General features: G+C 66.9%; 13 protein-coding genes. 7 read left to right on the top strand and 6 right to left on the bottom strand.

The window, feature by feature from the left end:
- Positions 1-43 precede the first annotated feature (43 nt).
- From ACO2Q3_RS12560 to ACO2Q3_RS12550, 3 genes are all read right to left on the bottom strand, one after another.
- Positions 44-451: a hypothetical protein gene (locus ACO2Q3_RS12560; RefSeq protein ID WP_423306966.1), complete on the bottom strand. Its 408-nt coding sequence runs from the start codon at positions 449-451 to the stop codon at positions 44-46.
- 107 nt (positions 452-558) lie between these two features.
- Positions 559-1,212 (bottom strand): hypothetical protein, encoded by a 654-nt coding sequence (locus tag ACO2Q3_RS12555; protein ID WP_423306965.1) that lies wholly within the window; start codon positions 1,210-1,212, stop codon positions 559-561.
- 19 nt (positions 1,213-1,231) lie between these two features.
- Entirely contained in the window at positions 1,232-1,999 is a 768-nt protein-coding gene (locus ACO2Q3_RS12550; RefSeq protein ID WP_423306964.1) for a hypothetical protein, read from the bottom strand.
- 722 nt (positions 2,000-2,721) lie between these two features.
- Between ACO2Q3_RS12550 and ACO2Q3_RS12545 the strand changes: the two genes are divergently transcribed.
- The 4 genes from ACO2Q3_RS12545 to ACO2Q3_RS12530 all read left to right on the top strand — a co-directional run bounded on the left by ACO2Q3_RS12545 (position 2,722) and on the right by ACO2Q3_RS12530 (position 10,006).
- Complete coding sequence (locus ACO2Q3_RS12545) at positions 2,722-5,817, top strand: SNF2-related protein (RefSeq protein ID WP_423306963.1); 3,096 nt, start codon at positions 2,722-2,724, stop codon at positions 5,815-5,817.
- Positions 5,817-7,397: a hypothetical protein gene (locus tag ACO2Q3_RS12540; protein ID WP_423306962.1), complete on the top strand. Its 1,581-nt coding sequence runs from the start codon at positions 5,817-5,819 to the stop codon at positions 7,395-7,397. Before ACO2Q3_RS12545 ends, ACO2Q3_RS12540 begins: the two co-directional genes overlap by 1 nt.
- Before the next feature lie 124 nt (positions 7,398-7,521).
- The gene (rmuC, locus tag ACO2Q3_RS12535) at positions 7,522-9,123 is read left to right on the top strand and encodes a DNA recombination protein RmuC (RefSeq protein ID WP_423306961.1); all 1,602 of its coding nucleotides are present in this window, start codon (positions 7,522-7,524) and stop codon (positions 9,121-9,123) included.
- A 199-nt stretch (positions 9,124-9,322) separates the two neighbouring features.
- Positions 9,323-10,006, top strand: a complete 684-nt coding sequence (locus ACO2Q3_RS12530; protein ID WP_423306960.1) for a hypothetical protein — start codon at positions 9,323-9,325, stop codon at positions 10,004-10,006.
- An 80-nt stretch (positions 10,007-10,086) separates the two neighbouring features.
- On the opposite strand, the gene ACO2Q3_RS12525 is transcribed toward ACO2Q3_RS12530, so the two are convergent.
- Genes ACO2Q3_RS12525 through ACO2Q3_RS12515 form a run of 3 tightly spaced genes read right to left on the bottom strand, consistent with a single transcriptional unit; the run spans position 10,087 to position 12,425 of the window.
- Positions 10,087-11,214, bottom strand: coding sequence for a hypothetical protein (locus tag ACO2Q3_RS12525; protein ID WP_423306959.1), 1,128 nt, complete (start codon positions 11,212-11,214; stop codon positions 10,087-10,089).
- 21 nt (positions 11,215-11,235) lie between these two features.
- Positions 11,236-11,811, bottom strand: coding sequence for an HD domain-containing protein (locus ACO2Q3_RS12520; RefSeq protein ID WP_423306958.1), 576 nt, complete (start codon positions 11,809-11,811; stop codon positions 11,236-11,238).
- A gap of 44 nt (positions 11,812-11,855) precedes the next feature.
- Complete coding sequence (locus ACO2Q3_RS12515) at positions 11,856-12,425, bottom strand: exonuclease domain-containing protein (protein ID WP_423306957.1); 570 nt, start codon at positions 12,423-12,425, stop codon at positions 11,856-11,858.
- A gap of 154 nt (positions 12,426-12,579) precedes the next feature.
- On the opposite strand from ACO2Q3_RS12515, the gene ACO2Q3_RS12510 reads away from it, so the two are divergent.
- From ACO2Q3_RS12510 to ACO2Q3_RS12500, 3 genes are all read left to right on the top strand, one after another.
- Complete coding sequence (locus ACO2Q3_RS12510; protein WP_423306956.1) at positions 12,580-13,272, top strand: hypothetical protein; 693 nt, start codon at positions 12,580-12,582, stop codon at positions 13,270-13,272.
- 28 nt (positions 13,273-13,300) lie between these two features.
- Positions 13,301-14,299, top strand: a complete 999-nt coding sequence (locus ACO2Q3_RS12505) for a helix-turn-helix transcriptional regulator (protein ID WP_423306955.1) — start codon at positions 13,301-13,303, stop codon at positions 14,297-14,299.
- 69 nt (positions 14,300-14,368) lie between these two features.
- Positions 14,369-17,713 (top strand): TM0106 family RecB-like putative nuclease, encoded by a 3,345-nt coding sequence (locus ACO2Q3_RS12500; RefSeq protein ID WP_423306954.1) that lies wholly within the window; start codon positions 14,369-14,371, stop codon positions 17,711-17,713.
- Positions 17,714-17,766: the final 53 nt, after the last annotated feature.

The raw sequence follows: 17,766 nt of genomic DNA, 5'->3' as shown, positions 1-17,766 counted from the left end.
GCGCTAACTCGCAGAGGCTAACGCGCAGATATCCAGATGGTGGTCAGAACGGATCCTCGCGGCGAAATTGAAACGCGAGTTTCGTTATCATCGCTGCTTCAGTTGGATACCCTAGGTCGCGGCATTTGGCGCGAAGCCTTGCAAGGAACCCCAATTGCCCCCCCAGCCGTGTTTCTACAATGGCTTCATCGAGCAAGGGTGCGATATCGGCGCGAGTTTCCGTTGAGGACGCAACAGCATCGTCAAGTGAAGAAGGATAATTCTCTAGTGAGTAAGAATATAACATAGCGTGTATCATACGTGTCAGGGAGCTTTTCGTCAATATTTTATTTAAACTGAAGTCAACCACCGTTCGGTGTTCTGATTTCATGCGCTGGCGCACCACAAGCTTGCCGACAACGCCTGCACCAAGGCTCGCTTCCGTCGCCTCGATCAGCGTTGCGCTGTGCATGCGGGGGGCTCAAACTCTGCCGCAGCACAGAATCCAACCGTCCGTATTGGCATCGCTAGCGGCGTGATGGTGGTGGCACACCTCCCGGTTCAGCGGCAGACGGCCTCTCAGGATGCATGCGCCGGATAGCAAGGCGATACAGCGGCGGCCGCAGACCAGGCGGGCCACTCGATTGCGGAAGAGGCCAGCAGCGGGCCGGGTCTCACGCCGTCTCGGGCCAGCAGACCCATCAGCGGTTCGACAATGTTGCGATCCACTTCGACGGGTCCAGAAATCCGTCCGAGGGGCACGGCGTACAGCCACGACCGTCTGGCCATTGGCAACGACGCTTCGCTCTCAAAAGCAAGCAGGCGCGTACCAAAGGCGGCCATAGGTGTAAGGCTCGCCCGATAGTCGGGATCGGTGAGGCGTCCATCGGAGCCGAAGACCAGATCGTCCATATCCCAAGGATCAGAAGCCTTTGGCCCGTAGCCCACCAGGAGCAGCGCGGCATTGCCGGCAGGCCAGCCCTCAACAGCGCCAGTCCTGAAGAGATCGAACCCAAGAAGCAGGTGAGCGGGCCTGTTCTGTCGGGCGTAAACGCCTTTGAGCTCGCACTCGTAGCCGTAGCTGAGGGCGTCCGAGCGCATAACCTCTTGCCTATATACGGCCTCCAGTCCTGCACGCCGTAAGCCGGTGATTGCGGCCTGTCGCAGGTGTTCACCTTCTGCCCAGACCTTTGTCATCAGCCCAGCGGCAACGAAGATCGGACAGTCAATCATCGGTCGCCCTCCAGTAGGCCTAGCTTTTCAAAGGGTCCGAAAGGCCCGCAATCCGGTCGGCGGCGAACCCGCCGAAGCCCACAGGCTGCGCCGATGCTTCGGCTGGAGACAGCCAAAAGGCGCACGCCGGGATGCTGGGCGGCAGGTGGGGCAACGCCTCGAGGGGAAAGCCTCCAAATCCCACTACATCTGCAAGAGCCAGAAAGCTCCGAACGAGGATGGCCCAACGGCCGGAGGCTCTCTGCTCTGCAGTCGCCTCCATTTGCTCCAGCCGGCTGGACGCGTCTAACCAGGTGAGCGCCTCAAACCCGCGATGCCGAACGCGATAGGGGTATTTTGACAACACGAACGCGAGCTGCTCGCCTGGCCAGCGGCTTCGGACCGCCACCTTCTCCCGGGCGACTTCCCGATCGAGCGCAGCGGGCGCCATTTTCCAGTCCCACTTCATCTCGCCGATCACGACAAGCCGCCGCCCGACCTCGAATTCGAATACGACCACGAGGTCCGGCTCGCAGCCGGTAAGTTCATCGCCCTCGACGCTTGGCGCCAACAGGCCCGACGGCCAAAGATGGACCGTGTGCCTGCGGGGCAAGTTTGCGTCAGAATGCTGCCCGAGCGCGCCGCCAAGCAACTGATCGAGGGCTGCGAAAGCTTCGCCGGCTTCCATGAAGGTCAGGGGCGTGAAGACCATCGAGGTGATGGCGTCTTCGTCCTTGCCGTTCGTGTGCTCATGGCCATCGCGGCCAAGAATCCGTCGCACCTTTTTGGTGATGAAGGCGTGCAGCACGTGCAGTCTTAGCTCCAGCAGGTTTCTGAGGTATCAACACCATTCAACCTTAAGTGCCAACGGCAGTCCTGGCCGCCGATCGCGTCAATCTGTCGTGCGTTCTAGGCAGAAGCCCTGGCCATTGACTCCTCAGTCGTCGGTTGAGGCCAGAAGACTGAGGTCCATTCCCAATGGAACTCCGGTTGCCGCGCGACAGTAACATGGAGCCGCGGCGACGCTCGCGACGCCAAGCGGCCCCGCGTGCGCTATCCAACACGACCGAATCTGTCGGGTGGGCGCGCGATAGTCCCAGGACTGTCCAGGGACCCAGTCAATGCTTGAACTTGACCTGTCTGTACACGCCGGCGCCCGCGCCCAGCAGCGCGGGGCGCCCCACAGCCTCATCAATGCCCTGCTTGAGCATGCCGACATTGACGCTCCCGCAGGAGGCGGTTGCCGCTTATTGCGGGTCAGCCGCCGACGGTTACAGGATCGCTCTATCCGAGCTGAACTAGGTGGCCAGGTTGATCGCCTGTCACGGCTGGTTCTGGTCTGGAGCGACCTTACAGGCAGCGTTGTGACAGTCCTGCACCATCACGAAGGCCGCGGTGGTCGCCGCTACCGCGCCGTCCATTGATCGGCGCCTGCCGCGCGACAGCCCCAGGCTGCGCAACGAACCAGCGGTTCGTTGAAGTTGAATTCTTCCTCTCAAGCACATTAACTTCAGCTACGGGGGCAAGGCGATGATCGAAGCGGACATGCGCGTGCGCGTGAAGGATGATCCGGCGAAGGTCGGCATCGCTTCAGCGCAGACCAGGATCACCAACGGCCGGGTCTACCGGCAAGTTCAACTCGCGAGCGGACAGCCGATCTGGCTTCTCGAATCTCGTCTCATCCCCCTGGAAGAGGCGCCGGACGCCGTCTCGGATCTAGCGCGAGGGCAGCTCTCGGCGCCCGACGACCTGGGCCGCCTTCTGACGCATGTGCGCCTGACCGGCCGACTGGCCGACCTCATCTACAGCATGGAAGCGACGAACACCGATTTCCATGCCTTCCAGTTCAAGCCAGTCGTGAAGATCCTCAATTCCGCGTCGCGCGGCCTACTCATCGCCGACGAGGTCGGTCTCGGCAAGACCATCGAGGCGGGCCTGGTATGGACGGAGCTTGCCGCCCGCTACGACGTACGCCGTCTCCTTGTTGTCTGCCCCAAGTCCCTGCAGCCGAAATGGCGCACCGAGTTGCGCGATAAGTTCCGCGTCTTCGCTGAAGCGTCAGACGCTGCCGAACTCCTTTCAACCTTGAAGGAGGCTGAGGTCCGAGGCGGCGATTTCGCGGTCGTCGCGACCTTGTCCGGCGTCCGTCTCCCCCGAGGCTGGGATGACCAGGAGACGCCGGCTTCCGGAGCGAGAGCCGAGCTTGCCCGCTTTCTCGACGCCCGTCAGGGCGGCGAGCCACTCTTCGACATGGTCGTGTTCGATGAGGCCCACCATCTGCGCAATTCGGAGACGGCGCAGCACCGCACGGCGCGGATGATCACTGAGCTTGCCGACTACAAACTCATGCTGTCGGCGACGCCGATCAACCTGAGGAGCGAGGACCTGCGCTCCATCTTGCGCCTTATCGAGCCGGATCTGTTCGACCGCGAATGGATCTTCAGCGAGCTGCAGACCGAGAACGCGCCCCTGGTGGAGGCGCGGGACAAGGTGCTCTCCGCCAGACACTCCCTGGCTGACGTCGCTGAAGCGCTGACTGCGATCGCGCCGGGGCAGCTGCTGAAGACCGATCGGCGTCTCGCCATCCTGCGCGAGCAACTGTCTGAGGACGCTACAACGGACACGCCGGCCCGCCGGGCGGAGATCGCCTCGCGCCTGGAGGAGATGTCGATGCTCGGCGGCATCGTCAACCGGACCCGGCGGCGGGACGTCAGCGACATGCAGGTTGTGCGCCGGGCCGAGTGCCGCCGTTGGCAGATGAATGAGTTGGAGCGCGACTTCTACGACCGCGCCAGCGCGATCATTCGCCAGTACGCCTGGGAAGCGGACGTCAACGAGATGTTCCTGCTCTCCAACACCCAGCGGATGCTCGCATCCTGCCTGCCGGCCGCCTACCGCCGTTGGAAAGAAGCGGTGGACGACTTCGGCGAGGAAGGAGAGGACGAGGTGGATCGTCCTGCGCGCCGCGCGGCCGGCCCACTCATCCAGGCCTTGTCCGCCGCTTGCGAGGACCCCCGCGGCGCTGGGAAGCTTGCCGACGCCGACAGCAAATACACCCTCCTGCGCACAGCCCTTGGCGACACCTGGGCTGCGGATCCGCTGTCCAAGCTGATCGTCTTCTCCAGCTACCGGGGCACGCTGGACTACCTGGAGGAACGCCTGCAGGCGGACGGCATCGCCTGCCACAAGATGCACGGCTCGATCAGCCGGTCCCGCGAGAGTGTCCTGGAGGCGTTCGAGGACGCTCCAGGCGCCGCCGTCCTGCTTACCTCGGAGATCGGCGGCGAAGGCCTGGACATGCAGTTCTGCCGCATCCTGATCAACTACGACCTGCCCTGGAACCCGATGCGGGTCGAACAGCGCGTGGGCCGCATCGATCGCATCGGACAGACGGCCGAGACCGTGGAGGTCTTCAGCCTCATCTGCGAGGGCACCATCGAGGATCGGGTCTACACCCGGCTCTATGAGCGCCTTGAGCTGATCGTCCGCACGTTGGGCGGGTTCGAGCCCATCCTAGGTCCCATCGTTCGCGAGCTGGAGGGGCGCCTTCTCGACCCCAAGCTCACGACCGAAGAGGTCAACGGCGAGATCGAGCGCGCAGCCCAGGCCGCCGAGACCCGGCGAAGGATCGAGGACGATCTGGAAGAGGAGGCGGCCGGTCTCATCGCCCACGGCGACATGATCCTGCGCCGCATCAAGCGCACCCACGAACAACAGCGCTGGATCCAGCCCGAGGAGCTTTATTCCTATCTGCGCGGCGGCCTGCAGGCGATCTTCCCCCGCTCGTCCATCGACCGCGCGCCGGTGGACTACGAGGCCCACGATCTGAGGCTCTGCCCGGCAGCCCACCAGGCTTTCCGCGAGTATCTCGACAACCGGGCGCGCCGCTTTGAAACCCGCTTACGCCGCGGTGAGCCTGTTCGCGTCGCCTTCAAGAAGCCGGCGGGCGCTCGCCGGCCGGACATCGAGGTCATCACACCGACGCACCCGCTGGTGCGGTTCATCGCCGAGCAGCGCGAAGCGGCGGCGTCCGGCCTTAACGCCCGCCCCGCCGTCGTCGGACTGCTGGACGCTGATGAGCGTCCAGCCGGCCTTCAGCCCGGAACCTATGGCCTGGCCGTGCAACGCTGGTCCGTCGGCGGCGTGACGCCGCAGGACCGGCTGGTCTACGCCGGCATGGATCTTGTCACAGGGGAACTACTGGCCGAGGAGACCGCCGAGACCCTGACGAGCACTGCGCTGCAGCATCTGCAGATGATGGACTGCTCGCCGTCCGAGGCGGCGCGCTTCGCAGACGCCATCCGAGACGGTCTTATCGAGGGGCATCTGGAGCGCGCCCACTCGGAATACATCGCCATCGAGGAGGCGTCGCACGAAGACAAGCGCGCGACCCTGCTCGCCGTCCTGCAGCGCCAGCTCGACAGCCGGCGGGCCAAGGATGAGGCCCAGATTGCCGAGTTGCTCCGGGTCGGCGGGCGGCGCGCCAGGATCGTGCCGGCGCAACGGGCCAAGCTTGAGAAGTACGTCGGCCGGATGGAGCTCAAGATCGAGGAGGCCGAGCGCGCGGGTTACTTCGAATTCAACCCTCCCGAGACGCTCGGGGTCGCCGTGGTGGAGGTGGCCTGATGTCCAACCGGGAGAAGAACCTGCCGTTCCAGGAAGCGCTCGCTCAGCTGCGCAAGCGTCTCGCCAGATCCCTTCCCGGCACGCAGCCTTCGTCTTTGCCTGCCCGTCCTGCTCCAATCGCCCCAACCGCTCCGCCGTCCCCGCCGGCGCCAACCAAGGCGGCCAACGCCTCGCACGCGCCTTCGCCATTGCCCGTAGCCGCAAACGATGAGCAGCCCGTCGCGGACCTCAAGGGCCGAGCCGCGCTCGCCTATGTCCACTCCAAGATCTTCGAGCAGGCGATGCAGCCTGCGCTCACGAGTGAGACCTTGACCCCTGAAGCGGTGGGAGCGATCAGCGCCACGGTGAAGGCTGGCGCGGCGCGGATCGCGATGGAAGGCGCTCCGGACGAGGGCGGCTATGTGGTCGGCCTCGATTTCGGCACGAGCTCCACCAAGGTCGTGGTGCGCCAACCGGGCGCCGGCGACCCCTCCTACGCCCTGACGGTCCCTGAGGGTCTGAGGGCAGAGCCTGGCGCGGCGGGAGCCCACCTGTGGGCGACGCGGGTCTGGTATTCATCCTCGAGCGGACGTTTCGCCCTGACGTCGTTCGGTGACGCCGAGCCCATCACGGGCTTCAAGACTGGCCTGATCCCACGGCCGGATGCAGGTCAGATCCATACCCGCGGTCATCGGATGGCGGCCCACGGTGTGACCTATGCCCAGGCTGCGACCGCCTTCCTCGCCCTCATGATCGCCTACGTCGTCGGCGACCACGACAACGATGCGCCCGCGGGTATCCGAAGAGCAGACTATTTCTCGCGCTTCCACGTCGGCTTGCCGGTGTCGTGCAAGGACGAGGCGGGCTGCGTGGAGGAGATGCATGGCATCCTGGCAGCTGCCTTTCGCCTGGCCTCCCAGGCCGATCAGCTAGACCTGGACGCCGTGCGTGAGGCCCTGCGAGACGCAGACAAGGCCGAAGCAGCCGGCGCCGATACGCCGTTCGTCCTCTACGAAGAGCTCGCAGCGGTGATCGCCGGCTACAAGGTCAGTCCCGACCACCGGGCGGGCGCGCATGTGATCGTCGATGTCGGCGCCGCGACCCTCGATGTGGCGACCTTCTACCTCCCGGCCGGCGACGAGAACGTCCAGGTCCTGATGTCTTCGGTGGATACGCTCGGCGGCGAGGCCCTGGCTTTGGCGAGAAGGAACGGTGTTCCCGATCCCACCTTCCGCGCGGCCTGCGCCCAGCATACGCGCCGTGTGCTCAGCTACACCTTCCTCCGCAAGGACAGCCGCTTCTTCCCCCTGAACGGCATCCCTAAGCCCTTGCTGTTTGTGGGGGGCGGACGCCTGACAGACGTCCACTCTGAGCTCTACAACAACTACCCTCAGGGTCTCGAAGCGCCTCTGGTGACGCCCAAGCCCCAGCGTGGGCTGAAGTACACAGCCGGCGCTGACTTCGCCCGCCTCGTCCTGGCATGGGGTCTTTCCCAAGGTGAAGAGATGCTGCCGACGCTGACCCCGCCGTCGCAGATCGAAGACGAAGTGCGCCGCCACCGGGACTACACGGCGAGCTTCGTCGACAAGGACATGTGTTAGTGCGCCGTCCAGGGGCACTGAGCATCCCATCCGACCGAACCTGACGCATCGGTGATCCAAGCGCAGAGGCAGACAGCCCAGGGCCGCGCCGCGGTCCGCTGCATGACCTGGAGGCAGATACACCATGGCGAACCTTGGCCCGTTCATCCTCAGCGGCGTGATTGGACTGCTCGCGGCGGCCATGGTCGCGCTCGTGCTCGTCGTCGTCCTGCGCCGCCATGGGCTTCGTCCGGCTGGCGCTTCGGAACCGATGGCTGAACGTGTCTCGCTTGAACGGGAGCTCGCCGTGGCGCGGGAGCGGCTCTCCCAAGCCACTCAGCACGAACAGGAGCTCGCCAGCGCCCGCAGCAGGATTGATGAGGAAAGGGCAGCGAAGGTGCAAGCTCAGACAGAGCTTGCCGCAGCGCTTGCGACGGGCAGTGAGCGCGAGGCCACTACTGCGGACCTGAAGGGCCGGCTGCAAGGCGTCGAGGCCGCTCGCAAGGCGGAGGCCGAGGCAGCGCGCGATGCGCGCGAGGCATCGGATCGTGAAGTCAGCCGCCTCAAGGTCGAACTGGCAGGCCTTAAGGAGGCCCTCGACCAGGAGCGCCGCAACGCTGAGGAAAAGCTGAAGCTCCTCAGCGAGGCCAGGGACGCCATGACCAAGGAATTCCAGGTCATGGCCAACGACGTGATGTCGCGCCACGGCGAGACCTTCACCAAACAGAACAAGGAGCAGCTCGACGGCCTGCTGACGCCGCTGCGCGACAAGCTCAAGGAGTTCCAGGACGGTCTGGCGAGCGCCCAGACGGACAGCGCCAAGGAGCGCGCGGCGCTCAGCGAACAGGTCCGCCTGCTTTCCGAGCAGAGCGCGAAGATGACTACCGAGACGGTGAACCTCACCCGCGCCCTGAAGGGCAAGTCCCAGACCCAGGGCGCCTGGGGCGAGATGATCCTGGCCTCGCTCCTGGAGAAGTCGGGCCTGCGGGAGGGCGAGGAATACATCTCGCAGTTCAGCCAGACGCTGGACGATGGCCGCCGACTGCGTCCCGACGTGATCGTCCGCCTCCCCAACGGCCAGCAGGTGGTCATCGACGCCAAGGTCTCGCTGGTGGCCTTCGAAACCTATGTGAACAGTGAGGATGAGGCCGAGCGCGATGTGGCCCTCTCCGCCCACCTCGCCTCCATGCGCAAGCACATCAAGCACCTGGCCTCCAAGGATTATCAGGCCCTGGCCGGTGATCACCTCGACTATGTGATCATGTTCGTGCCCATCGAGGGCGCGCTCGCCGCGGCCCTGCAGAAGGACCCGACGCTGACGACATTCGCCGTGCAGAACAACGTCGCCATCGCCACACCAACGACGCTCATGATCGCCCTGCGCACCGTGGACAACGTCTGGCAGGTGGAGCGCCGCAACCGCAATGCTGAGGCCATCGCCGAGCGCGCCGGCCACCTCTACAACAAGTTCGTCGGCTTCGTTGAGGACCTGCAGAAGGTCGGACAGAAGCTCGACCAGGCGCAGCTGAGCTACCGCGGCGCGATGACCAAGCTGCAGACAGGGCACGGCAACCTGGTGGGCCAGGCCCAGAAGCTGCGAGAGCTAGGCGCCCGCAACACCAAGGCATTGCCCAAGGGGCTGTATGCCGAGGACGAGGGTGACGACGAAGGTGACGAAGCGCCGACGCTGCCGTCACTGGAGCCAGCGCGCCTCATTGATGAGGCCGCCGCGGAGATCGCGCACTGACGTTTGGGCGCGCCGCTATCAGGCCGGCTCCGCCGAGTCGGACCAGGTTGGCGTCCGCGGGCGCTCAGACGTCCCGATCCCTAGACCTCGGCGCTGATCTCGCGCGACGATGCCGGCGCCGCCAGGCACGGCCATATCTGACGCACCAAGCCGCTGAGCTGAAGACGCCATCCGAATCGTCGATGGTGTCTGGAGGTCCATGATGGCCTGCAATGCCCGCAACCACCGCAGCGACTGCCACTGCGGCTGGGGCGGAACAAGAAGCCCCCGCCCCGCACAACCATCCTTTTTCGCCGTGCCGCCGAAGCCGCAGAGCCGAGCCCAGCGGCTGCGCCGCCTCACCATACCGGATGTCCGCTGTCCCGAGTGCCGCGAACGGGTGTTCTTCCACCAGTCAGTCGGTGGCGGCCGCGTCTATCTCGACAAGCTCGGCCCACCCTGGCCCCGGCACCTTTGCACCGAACATCCTGACTGGAATGTGCGCAGGCTCGGCGAGGCCGGCGGGGGCCACATCGTCCGGCAGCGGACGCCTGCAGAGGTCCGGCGCTGTGTACGGGACGCCCGCGGCTGGCTCCCCGTGACGGATATGCAGCCCGGTGCGGGACGGCCGGCGGACAGCTTCGTCCACGCCCTGGCGGGCGGTACGGTCTGGATCGAGACGCAGAGCGACGGCATTGCCCTGCTTTGGTTTCCGGCCAAGCCGTTCGACTGGGGCGGACCTGTCTTCTTCAGGCCCAGACCAAAGGATCCGATGATCTTCGACCTTGAGACGATCCGCATCGCACGCGGCGCCCCACGACCCATCCGCCTTACGGCAATCCTCGACGACCCCTCGGTGAGCGGTGAGTCCCTGGCAGGCCGTCTGGCTCGGGCGGTTGGATAGGGGGTTCGCGCAGCTACGCGGGTGCTCATGCGAGCGCCAGATCGCGTCGAGGGAGCCGTGAGCCGCCACGCCGATCCCGGCTACACCCCGCTGTCCGAACGCGCCTTCACGTCGGTGGCGATGGCCGTGAAGCCATCCCAGATCGCCGCCTGCGAGAGGTCGGCAAGGGGTATCGCCGGCCAGCCGGTCGCCTTGGTGGTGGAGATGGAAACGCCCGGCAGGGCCCTTATCCGTTCCAGCAGCTCAAGACGCTGCGCATCGCTCGCAAACGCCGGATTCTCCTTCAGGTACTGCAGCGAGGTCTCCACCTTCCCGGAGCTACGCCGGATGAAGAATGGCCAGATCGGCTTGCCACCCGGCTTCACCAGCCGCGCGAACATCGCATCCTGGGAGTCGGTGATGCCGGTGACGAACCCATGCGCCCTGAACCACTCCAGGAGCCGGGCGGCATGGTCGGCACACGCCACGCCCTTGGCCTCCTTCAGGCTCTCCAACCATCCCGCCTCGTCGATCGGCGGCTTGGCCGGCGTCACCGCCTTGGCGCTCACCGCCCGCTCGGTCGCCCCGATCAGCTTGGGCGTCAGCAGCCGCACGCCGCCCTCAGCGGTGAACTGGGCCACCTCGATCGCCAGGACCTCGGCCGGTCGCATCTGCTCGTTGAGGAATTCCACGATGCGGCGCAGCTCCGAGCCGATCTGGTCGGCCACGAACACCATGCGCACGCGCCCTGAGCGCAGGTTGGCGTCCACCTGACGCCAGTAGGACTCCGGGCTCACGTCGCCCAGGAATTCGGCGAGCTTCTGCTCGGGCTCTGCGCCCCCTTTGCGCGCGGTCGCCTCGAAGGCCTCGATGATCTGGTCGACGGGCCAGTAGGCGACGCCATTGGCGGCATAGTCGAGCATCTGGGCGACGACCTCGCGCCGCGCCCGCGTGTCGGTGGCGCGCTTGACCTCCACCAGGACCGGCACCCCGTCGCCGTCGAGGAACAGGTGATCCAGTGACCAGCGGCCCGGTCCATCCTGCGCCTCAGGCACGGGCGCCTCACGGCGTACAAGAATCAACTTCCCGGTTGGCCCGCCTGCGCTTTGGAGGAGGGCAGGATGGTCAGCCAGGAGCGCCTGGAAGAGGTCCTCGGAGTCGTAGGCCGACGGGCTGAGCTCCGTCAGGCCATTGGCCTGGTCGATCATGAAGACGGTGGATGCCGCCATAGTCCCCCTCCCATCCGCGCCTCAGGCGAAGGTCTTCATCCGGGCGATGGCGGCGCGCAACTCGATCGGCAGCGATGCGCCAGCGCCCATCCGCGCCTCATAGATGTCGGCCAGCCGGTCATAGTACCAGAGCGTCCCCGCCTTGCCGCCGGTGAAGCGGGCGAAGACGTCCTTGCCGCTGGCCGCATCCGCCGCGATCGCCCGGGCATTGTGCAGCTTGTCGCAGGCCGACACCAGGAGGGCATCCTCGCTGACCTCTGTCTCCAGGTGCGCCAGATAGGCCTCCTTGCGCTCGCGCCACGGCGGCTTGACGCCCGCGGCATCCGGCACGCCATCCGTGCACGCCAGCACGATGGCCGCCACCCTGTCACCGAACGCCGCGCGCACCTGGGCTTCATGCTCCGGTCCGGCGTCCTCGATCACGTCATGCAGGAGCGCCGCGATCGCCTGGCCCTCGTCGCCGCCGTTCTCGATGACCAGGCTCGCCACGCCCATCAGGTGGCTGAGGTAGGCGATCGTCGTACCCTTGCGGGTCTGGTGCTGGTGGGCTTCGGCCGCATAGTCGAGGGCTTCGTGCAGTTTGGGGAAACGGTTCATCGGGTCCTTTCGGTCATGGAAGTCATCAATCAGCGCGCGCTGCATCAGGCCGCACGGCCCAGGGCCAGCGGTCCTGCCGACAGCCCGGCGCCGTCCAGCAGCGCGCCGCCGCACTGAAGCAGATCGATCAGGATGTGTGCGGTGACCCAGGCGTCCGGGGCCGCGCGGTGCGCCGGCATGGCGAGGGCCGGATCAAGCTCCAGTCGGCGCCAGTAGCGCAGGACCTGATTGCCATAGCCGGGCGCGCCCGGCCAGAGCTCGCGCGCAGCCTTGACGGTGCAGAGCCAGGGCAACGCCCCCGTCGCCCGCCCAAGATGCCGCCGCTCGAAGTCGGCGTTGTGCGCCACAAGCACGTCCGGCGCAGGAGCCTGCAGCACGAACTCGGCGATAGCCTCATCGGTCGCCGGTCCCAAAGCCGCGTCCAGGTCGGCCAGCGTCAGGTGATGGATGGCCATGGCATGGACGCTGATCTCTCCGGAGGGCCTGAAGAGCCGCGAACGGGGCGGCCCCGCCGTCCAGCGGCCGCCGGAACGGATCACGTCCACAGCGGCGATCTCGATCACCTCCGACGGCGAGGTCCCTGTCGTCTCGATGTCGATCACGCGCAGCAGCATCCGCTGTCCTCCCTGACGCCAGGAGGATTGCGGGCGCGGTACGTCAGCATCGGACGTGAGACCGCCGCCCAGAGCACAAGCCGGCCTTGTCCCCGCCGCCCCAGGCCCTCAGGGTGACCCTGGAACGGCGACACCCAGGGGGAGCGGGCTCCGCATGTCATCCGACACCATGCTTTCGCAGGCGCATGCCGCCATCCGCGCCAGGCAGGCCAGCGACCCGATGCTGGCCGAGTGCCGAGGCTACGTCTTCAACATCGGCTATGCGGACGGCCAACCCGTCGAGGCGCAAGGACCGGTCGACGTCCTGATCATGGGGATGAACCCTGGCGAGGCCCCGCATGAGGCCAGCGGCGTCAACAAGGCCAGCGAAGAGCGCTGGATCAGGCTCTGCGGCGACTTCGCCGCGGCGGTCGGCGGCCCCTGGGCGACGACGGAGATGTTCTTCTGGAGCTCGAACAACCTCGGCGCGCTCTCGCGGCGGGTGGGCGATCTCGAACCGCACCTGCAGTTCTGCGCAGAGCTGAACCGCCGCCTCATCGCCCACCACCGCCCGAAGGTCGTCCTGCAGCCGGGGCTCGGCTGGAGAGGCATGGCCGCGCGCCTCTATGATCTGCGCCACATCCGCAGCGTGACCGCGCCAGCAACCACGGGCCACAAGCCAAGACGCCTCCTGGAGCACTACGTCCTCCCCGACGGCACGCCCTGGCTCAGCACGGTGCACTGGACAGGAGCCTGGGGCATCCGCGATGAGCATCTGAAGCAGATGCGGGCCTATGCCGCGGCCGTCGCCAGCGGTGCGCCAACCTCCCAGCCGTTTGCAGCTTGTGATTGTCCTTCGCTGGGGTAAGGCTTTGCCGTGACCTTTGGGGGAAGGCATGCGCTACGAGAAAGCGGAACTGCTGCTGCAACTGGCCAGGCGACTGGCCTCGAGCGCCGAAGGGCTGACCCTCGACGAGATGGCCGAAGCCTCCGGCGTCGGACGGCGCACCGCCGAGCGCATGCGCGATGCGCTCTACATCCTCTTCCCACAGATGGACGAATGGCCCGACGGCCCGGTCAAACGCTTCCGCATCCCGCAGGGCCTCGATGCGATCTTCCAGACCCCGACGACGGAGGAACTGGCGGAGCTCGGCATGGCCGGCGCGAGCCTCAGGGCTTCCGGGGCGACCGCGCGGGCCGAGATCCTCGAGACCCTGGAGCGCAAGGTGACCTCCGCGATCCGCACCACCGCCTGGCGCAAGATCGCTCCCGACCTGGAGGCGCTGGTCAGGGCCGAGGCGATCGCCGTACAGGCCGGTCCGCGCCCCTTCGAGGACCCCGAGATCGTCGGCGCGATCCGCCATGCCCTCGTGGCCATGCGGGCGATCGCCTTCCGCTACGAAGGTGGCCGCACGCCTGGCGCGCGCCGCACCGTCGCCCCCTATGGCCTGATGTTCGGCCGCGCCAACTACCTGGTGGCGGCCGAGCTCGGCAGCGACGGCGAGGCCCCCCGTAACTGGCGGCTCGACCGGATCTTCGATCTGGAGGTGCTGGACCGGCCGGCCAGCGTGCCGGAGGGCTTCCACCTGCAGGATTATGCACACCGCTCCTTCGGCATCTTCCAGGACGAGGTGCAGGACGTGGTGCTCAGGATCGGGCCGGCCGGCGCAGAGGAGGCGCGGCTCTGGCGCTTCCACCCGACCCAGGAGATCGAGGATAAGGCCGACGGCTCAGTGGTCGTGCGCTTCCGAGCCAGCGGCATGCGCGAGCTGGCCTGGCACCTCTTCACCTGGCGCGACCAGGTGGAGATCCTCCAGCCGGCCATCCTGCGCGAGACTATGCTGGAGGAACTGAAGCTGGCGCTCAGCGCGCACGACCGCTCCGCAAGGTCCTGAAGTCGCTGTGCCAGCACCAAGCGCCACCATGCGACCAATCCTGACGTGCGGGTCAGCGACCCTTCGCGCATGACAAAGCTGCTTTCCGCCTCCCGCCTCAACGAATTCCTGGGCTGCCAGCACCGGGCGGCCCTGTGGCTCGACGGCGTCAAACCCGACGAGGAGGCCAACGCCACCCTCGAGCTCGTGCGCGCCAAGGGGTTCGACCACGAGGCGCAGGTCCTTGACCGTCTCGCCGCGCTCCACGGCGCGCCGGTTGAGATCGCCACCGACGCCTCCCTGGAGGACCGCGTCGCCCAGACCCTGGCCGCCATGGCGGACGGCGCGCCGCTCATCTACCAGGGCGCGTTCGCCAACGACCGCTGGGTAGGCTTCCCAGACTTCCTGATCCGCGAGACGCGCCAGGAGGAGGGCATCACTGGCTATGCGCCCGAGGATGCCAAGCTCGCCCGTGCGGCCAAGGCTGAGCATGTGGTGCAGCTCGGCATCTATGGCGCCCTCATTGCCGACGCCACCGGCTACCGCCCCCGTTCCGGCGTCATCCACGTCGGCCAGGGTGAACCCCAGGCGTTCGAGCTGGACCGCACACGACACATCACCCGCCGCCTGATGGCGGATTTCGAGACGTTCGCCGACGCTGACGAGCGTCCGACGCGCCCGCTGCCCTCCGCCGAATGCGCCCGCTGCGGCTATGCGGCCCGCTGCGAGGCGCAATGGCGCGCCGCAGACAGCCCTACCTTCGTCGCGGGCCTCGCCACCAACCAGATGCTGAAGCTGGAGGCCGCCGGCGTCACCACCCTGGCGCAGCTCGCGGGCTGCGATCCGGCCACCCCCATCGGCGGCATCGGCGCCAAGGCGTTCGAGCGGCTGGCCAGCCAGGCGCGGCTACAACACCGCGGCCGCGAGGAAGGGCGCTACCTCACCGAGCTGCTGCCGCCGGAGGAGGGCAGGGGCTTTGACCTCCTGCCAGCCCCGGCGCCGGGCGACCTCTTCTTCGACATGGAGGGCGATCCCCTCTACCCGGAGGGCCTTGAGTACCTGTTCGGTCTCTGGGGACCGCTGGGCGCGGACGGGACCGACATCTTCCACCCGATCTGGGCGCACGATCGCGCTGCCGAGAAGCGCGCCTTTGAGGCCCTCATGGACCTCTTCACAGCTCACCTCGATCGCTATCCGCAAGCCCGCATCTACCACTATGCGCCCTACGAGACGGTGGCCCTGAAGCGCCTGGCGATGCGCCACGCCACGCGCGAAGCCGAGCTCGACGACCTGCTGCGCGACAAGCGGTTCGTCGACCTCTACCAGGTGGTCCGCCAGTCCATCCGCGCCTCCACCGAAGGCTACTCGCTGAAGGACCTGGAGAAGATCTACTGGGGTCAGCGTGAGGGCGAGGTCACCAACGCCGGCGACTCCATCGTGGAGTACGAACGCTGGCGCGAGACCGGCGAGCAGGCGATCCTCGACAGCATCGGCCGCTACAACGAGGACGACTGCGTCTCCACCGCGCGAATGCGCGACTGGCTTGAGACCCTGCGCCCAGCAAACGGCGGTCCTGCCGCGCCTGGCCCAAATGGCGCGGATCAGGTCGAGCAAGCCGAAGAGGACGAGTGGGCCGCAAAACGCCGACAGGACGAGGCCGTCCGCCAGGCGCTGAAGGCCGAGCTGATCGCCGCAGCCAGGCCTGACGAAACCGGCGCCGATCTCCTCGGCGAACTCCTCTGGTTCCACCAGCGCGCCCAGAAGCCGCAATGGTGGGCGATCTTCGACCGGCAGACCTGGAGCGAGGAGGACCTGATCGAGGACTTCGAGAGCATCGGCGGCGCCTGGCTAGATCCCAACGCGCCGGTCCGCCCCGACAAACGCTCCCTGATCGCCACCTATCGGTTCGAGCCGCAGGACACCAAGCTGAAGGAGGGCGACCGCTGCCGCTTCGCCGATGGGGCGAAGCCGGCGGGCGTGCTGCTGGAGCTCGACGTTGACGGCGGCTGGCTCACCCTTCGCCGGGGTCTTGCCGCTGGCGACTTCCCGGAGAGGGCCAGCATCATCCCAGGTGCGGTGATCGACCAGGACGTGCTCATCGAAGCGGTCAAGCGCCTGGCCGCTCGCCTGGCCTCCGGCGACGCGGACTGCGACCGTGCCCTCCTGGACCTGATCACCCGCCGCGCACCGCGCATCGCAGGCGTCGCCGCCGGTGATCCGATGATCCCCGAAGGGGTCGACCTGGTGGACGGCGCGGTCAGCGCAGCGCTGCGCCTCGATCGCAGCTACCTGCCTGTTCAGGGCCCGCCTGGGACCGGCAAGACCTACACCGCCTCCATGATGATCCTGGCCCTCCTGAAGGCCGGCAAACGCGTCGGCGTGACCTCCAACGCGCACAAGGCGATCAACAACCTGCTGGAGGCTGTCGAGGCCCGCGCCGCCGAGCAGGGGTTCACCTTCCAAGGCTGCAAGAAGGGGTCGCAGGGCAATCCGGAGTCCTACTTCAACGGCGCCTGCATCAGCACCATCACCGACAGTGATGAAGCGGGCTTCGCCCAACTGGTCGGTGGCACGGCCTTCCATTTCGCAAGGCCGTCCGAACTTGGCGCCTTCGACGTTCTGGTGGTCGACGAGGCGGGCCAGGTGGCGCTCGGCAACCTTGCCGCCATGTCCGGATGCGCCAGGAACATCATCCTGGTGGGCGACCAGATGCAGTTGCCCCAACCGGTACAGGGGACCCACCCCGGCCAGTCCGGGCTCTCGTGTCTGGACTACCTGATGCAGGACCACGCCACGGTCCCGCCAGAGCGCGGCATCCTCCTCGACGTCTCGCGCCGCATGCGCCCTGAGGTCTGCAGCTTCATCTCAGAGGCCTTCTACGAAGGTCGCCTGGAAGCCCACACCTCGACCACCGAGCGAGCGCTCATCCTGCACCAGGACGCCCATCCCGCCCTGAAGCCCGCCGGCATCAGCGTCGTCGCCGTCCCGCATGAAGCCAACCGGCAGACCAGCCCGGAAGAGGCCGACGTGGTCGCCGCGCTCGTCGCGTCGCTCGTCCGACAGCAACTGCGCCTGCCAGACGGTACGGTCCGCCGGCTGACGCACGAGGACATCCTGGTCGTCGCCCCCTTCAACGCCCAGGTCCATCTCCTGCGGCGGATGCTTCCTGCGGCGGTCCGCGTCGGCACGGTCGACAGGTTCCAGGGCCAGGAAGCTGCCGTCGCCATCGTCTCCATGGCGACCTCAAACGGCGCCGATGCGCCTCGCGGGACCGGGTTCCTGTTCAGCCGCAACCGGCTGAACGTCGCCCTGAGCCGCGCCCAGTGCCTGGCGATCCTGGTCCGGGGCGAGGGCCTGCTGGAGCTCGCTCCTGCCACCATAGGCGATCTGGAGCGCCTGGACGCGTTCGCCTTCGCGGATGAGGCGGCGGGTTGAGAGACGCTACGGGAGCCTTGTGGCGTGCCGCCAGGCGCTCCGGCAACTATGCG

The organism is Caulobacter sp. KR2-114 (assembly GCF_049446115.1).
Lineage (GTDB): Bacteria > Pseudomonadota > Alphaproteobacteria > Caulobacterales > Caulobacteraceae > Acaudatibacter.
Note: the sequence above shows the minus strand (reverse complement) of the source record. Positions and strands in the feature narration are given on the sequence as shown.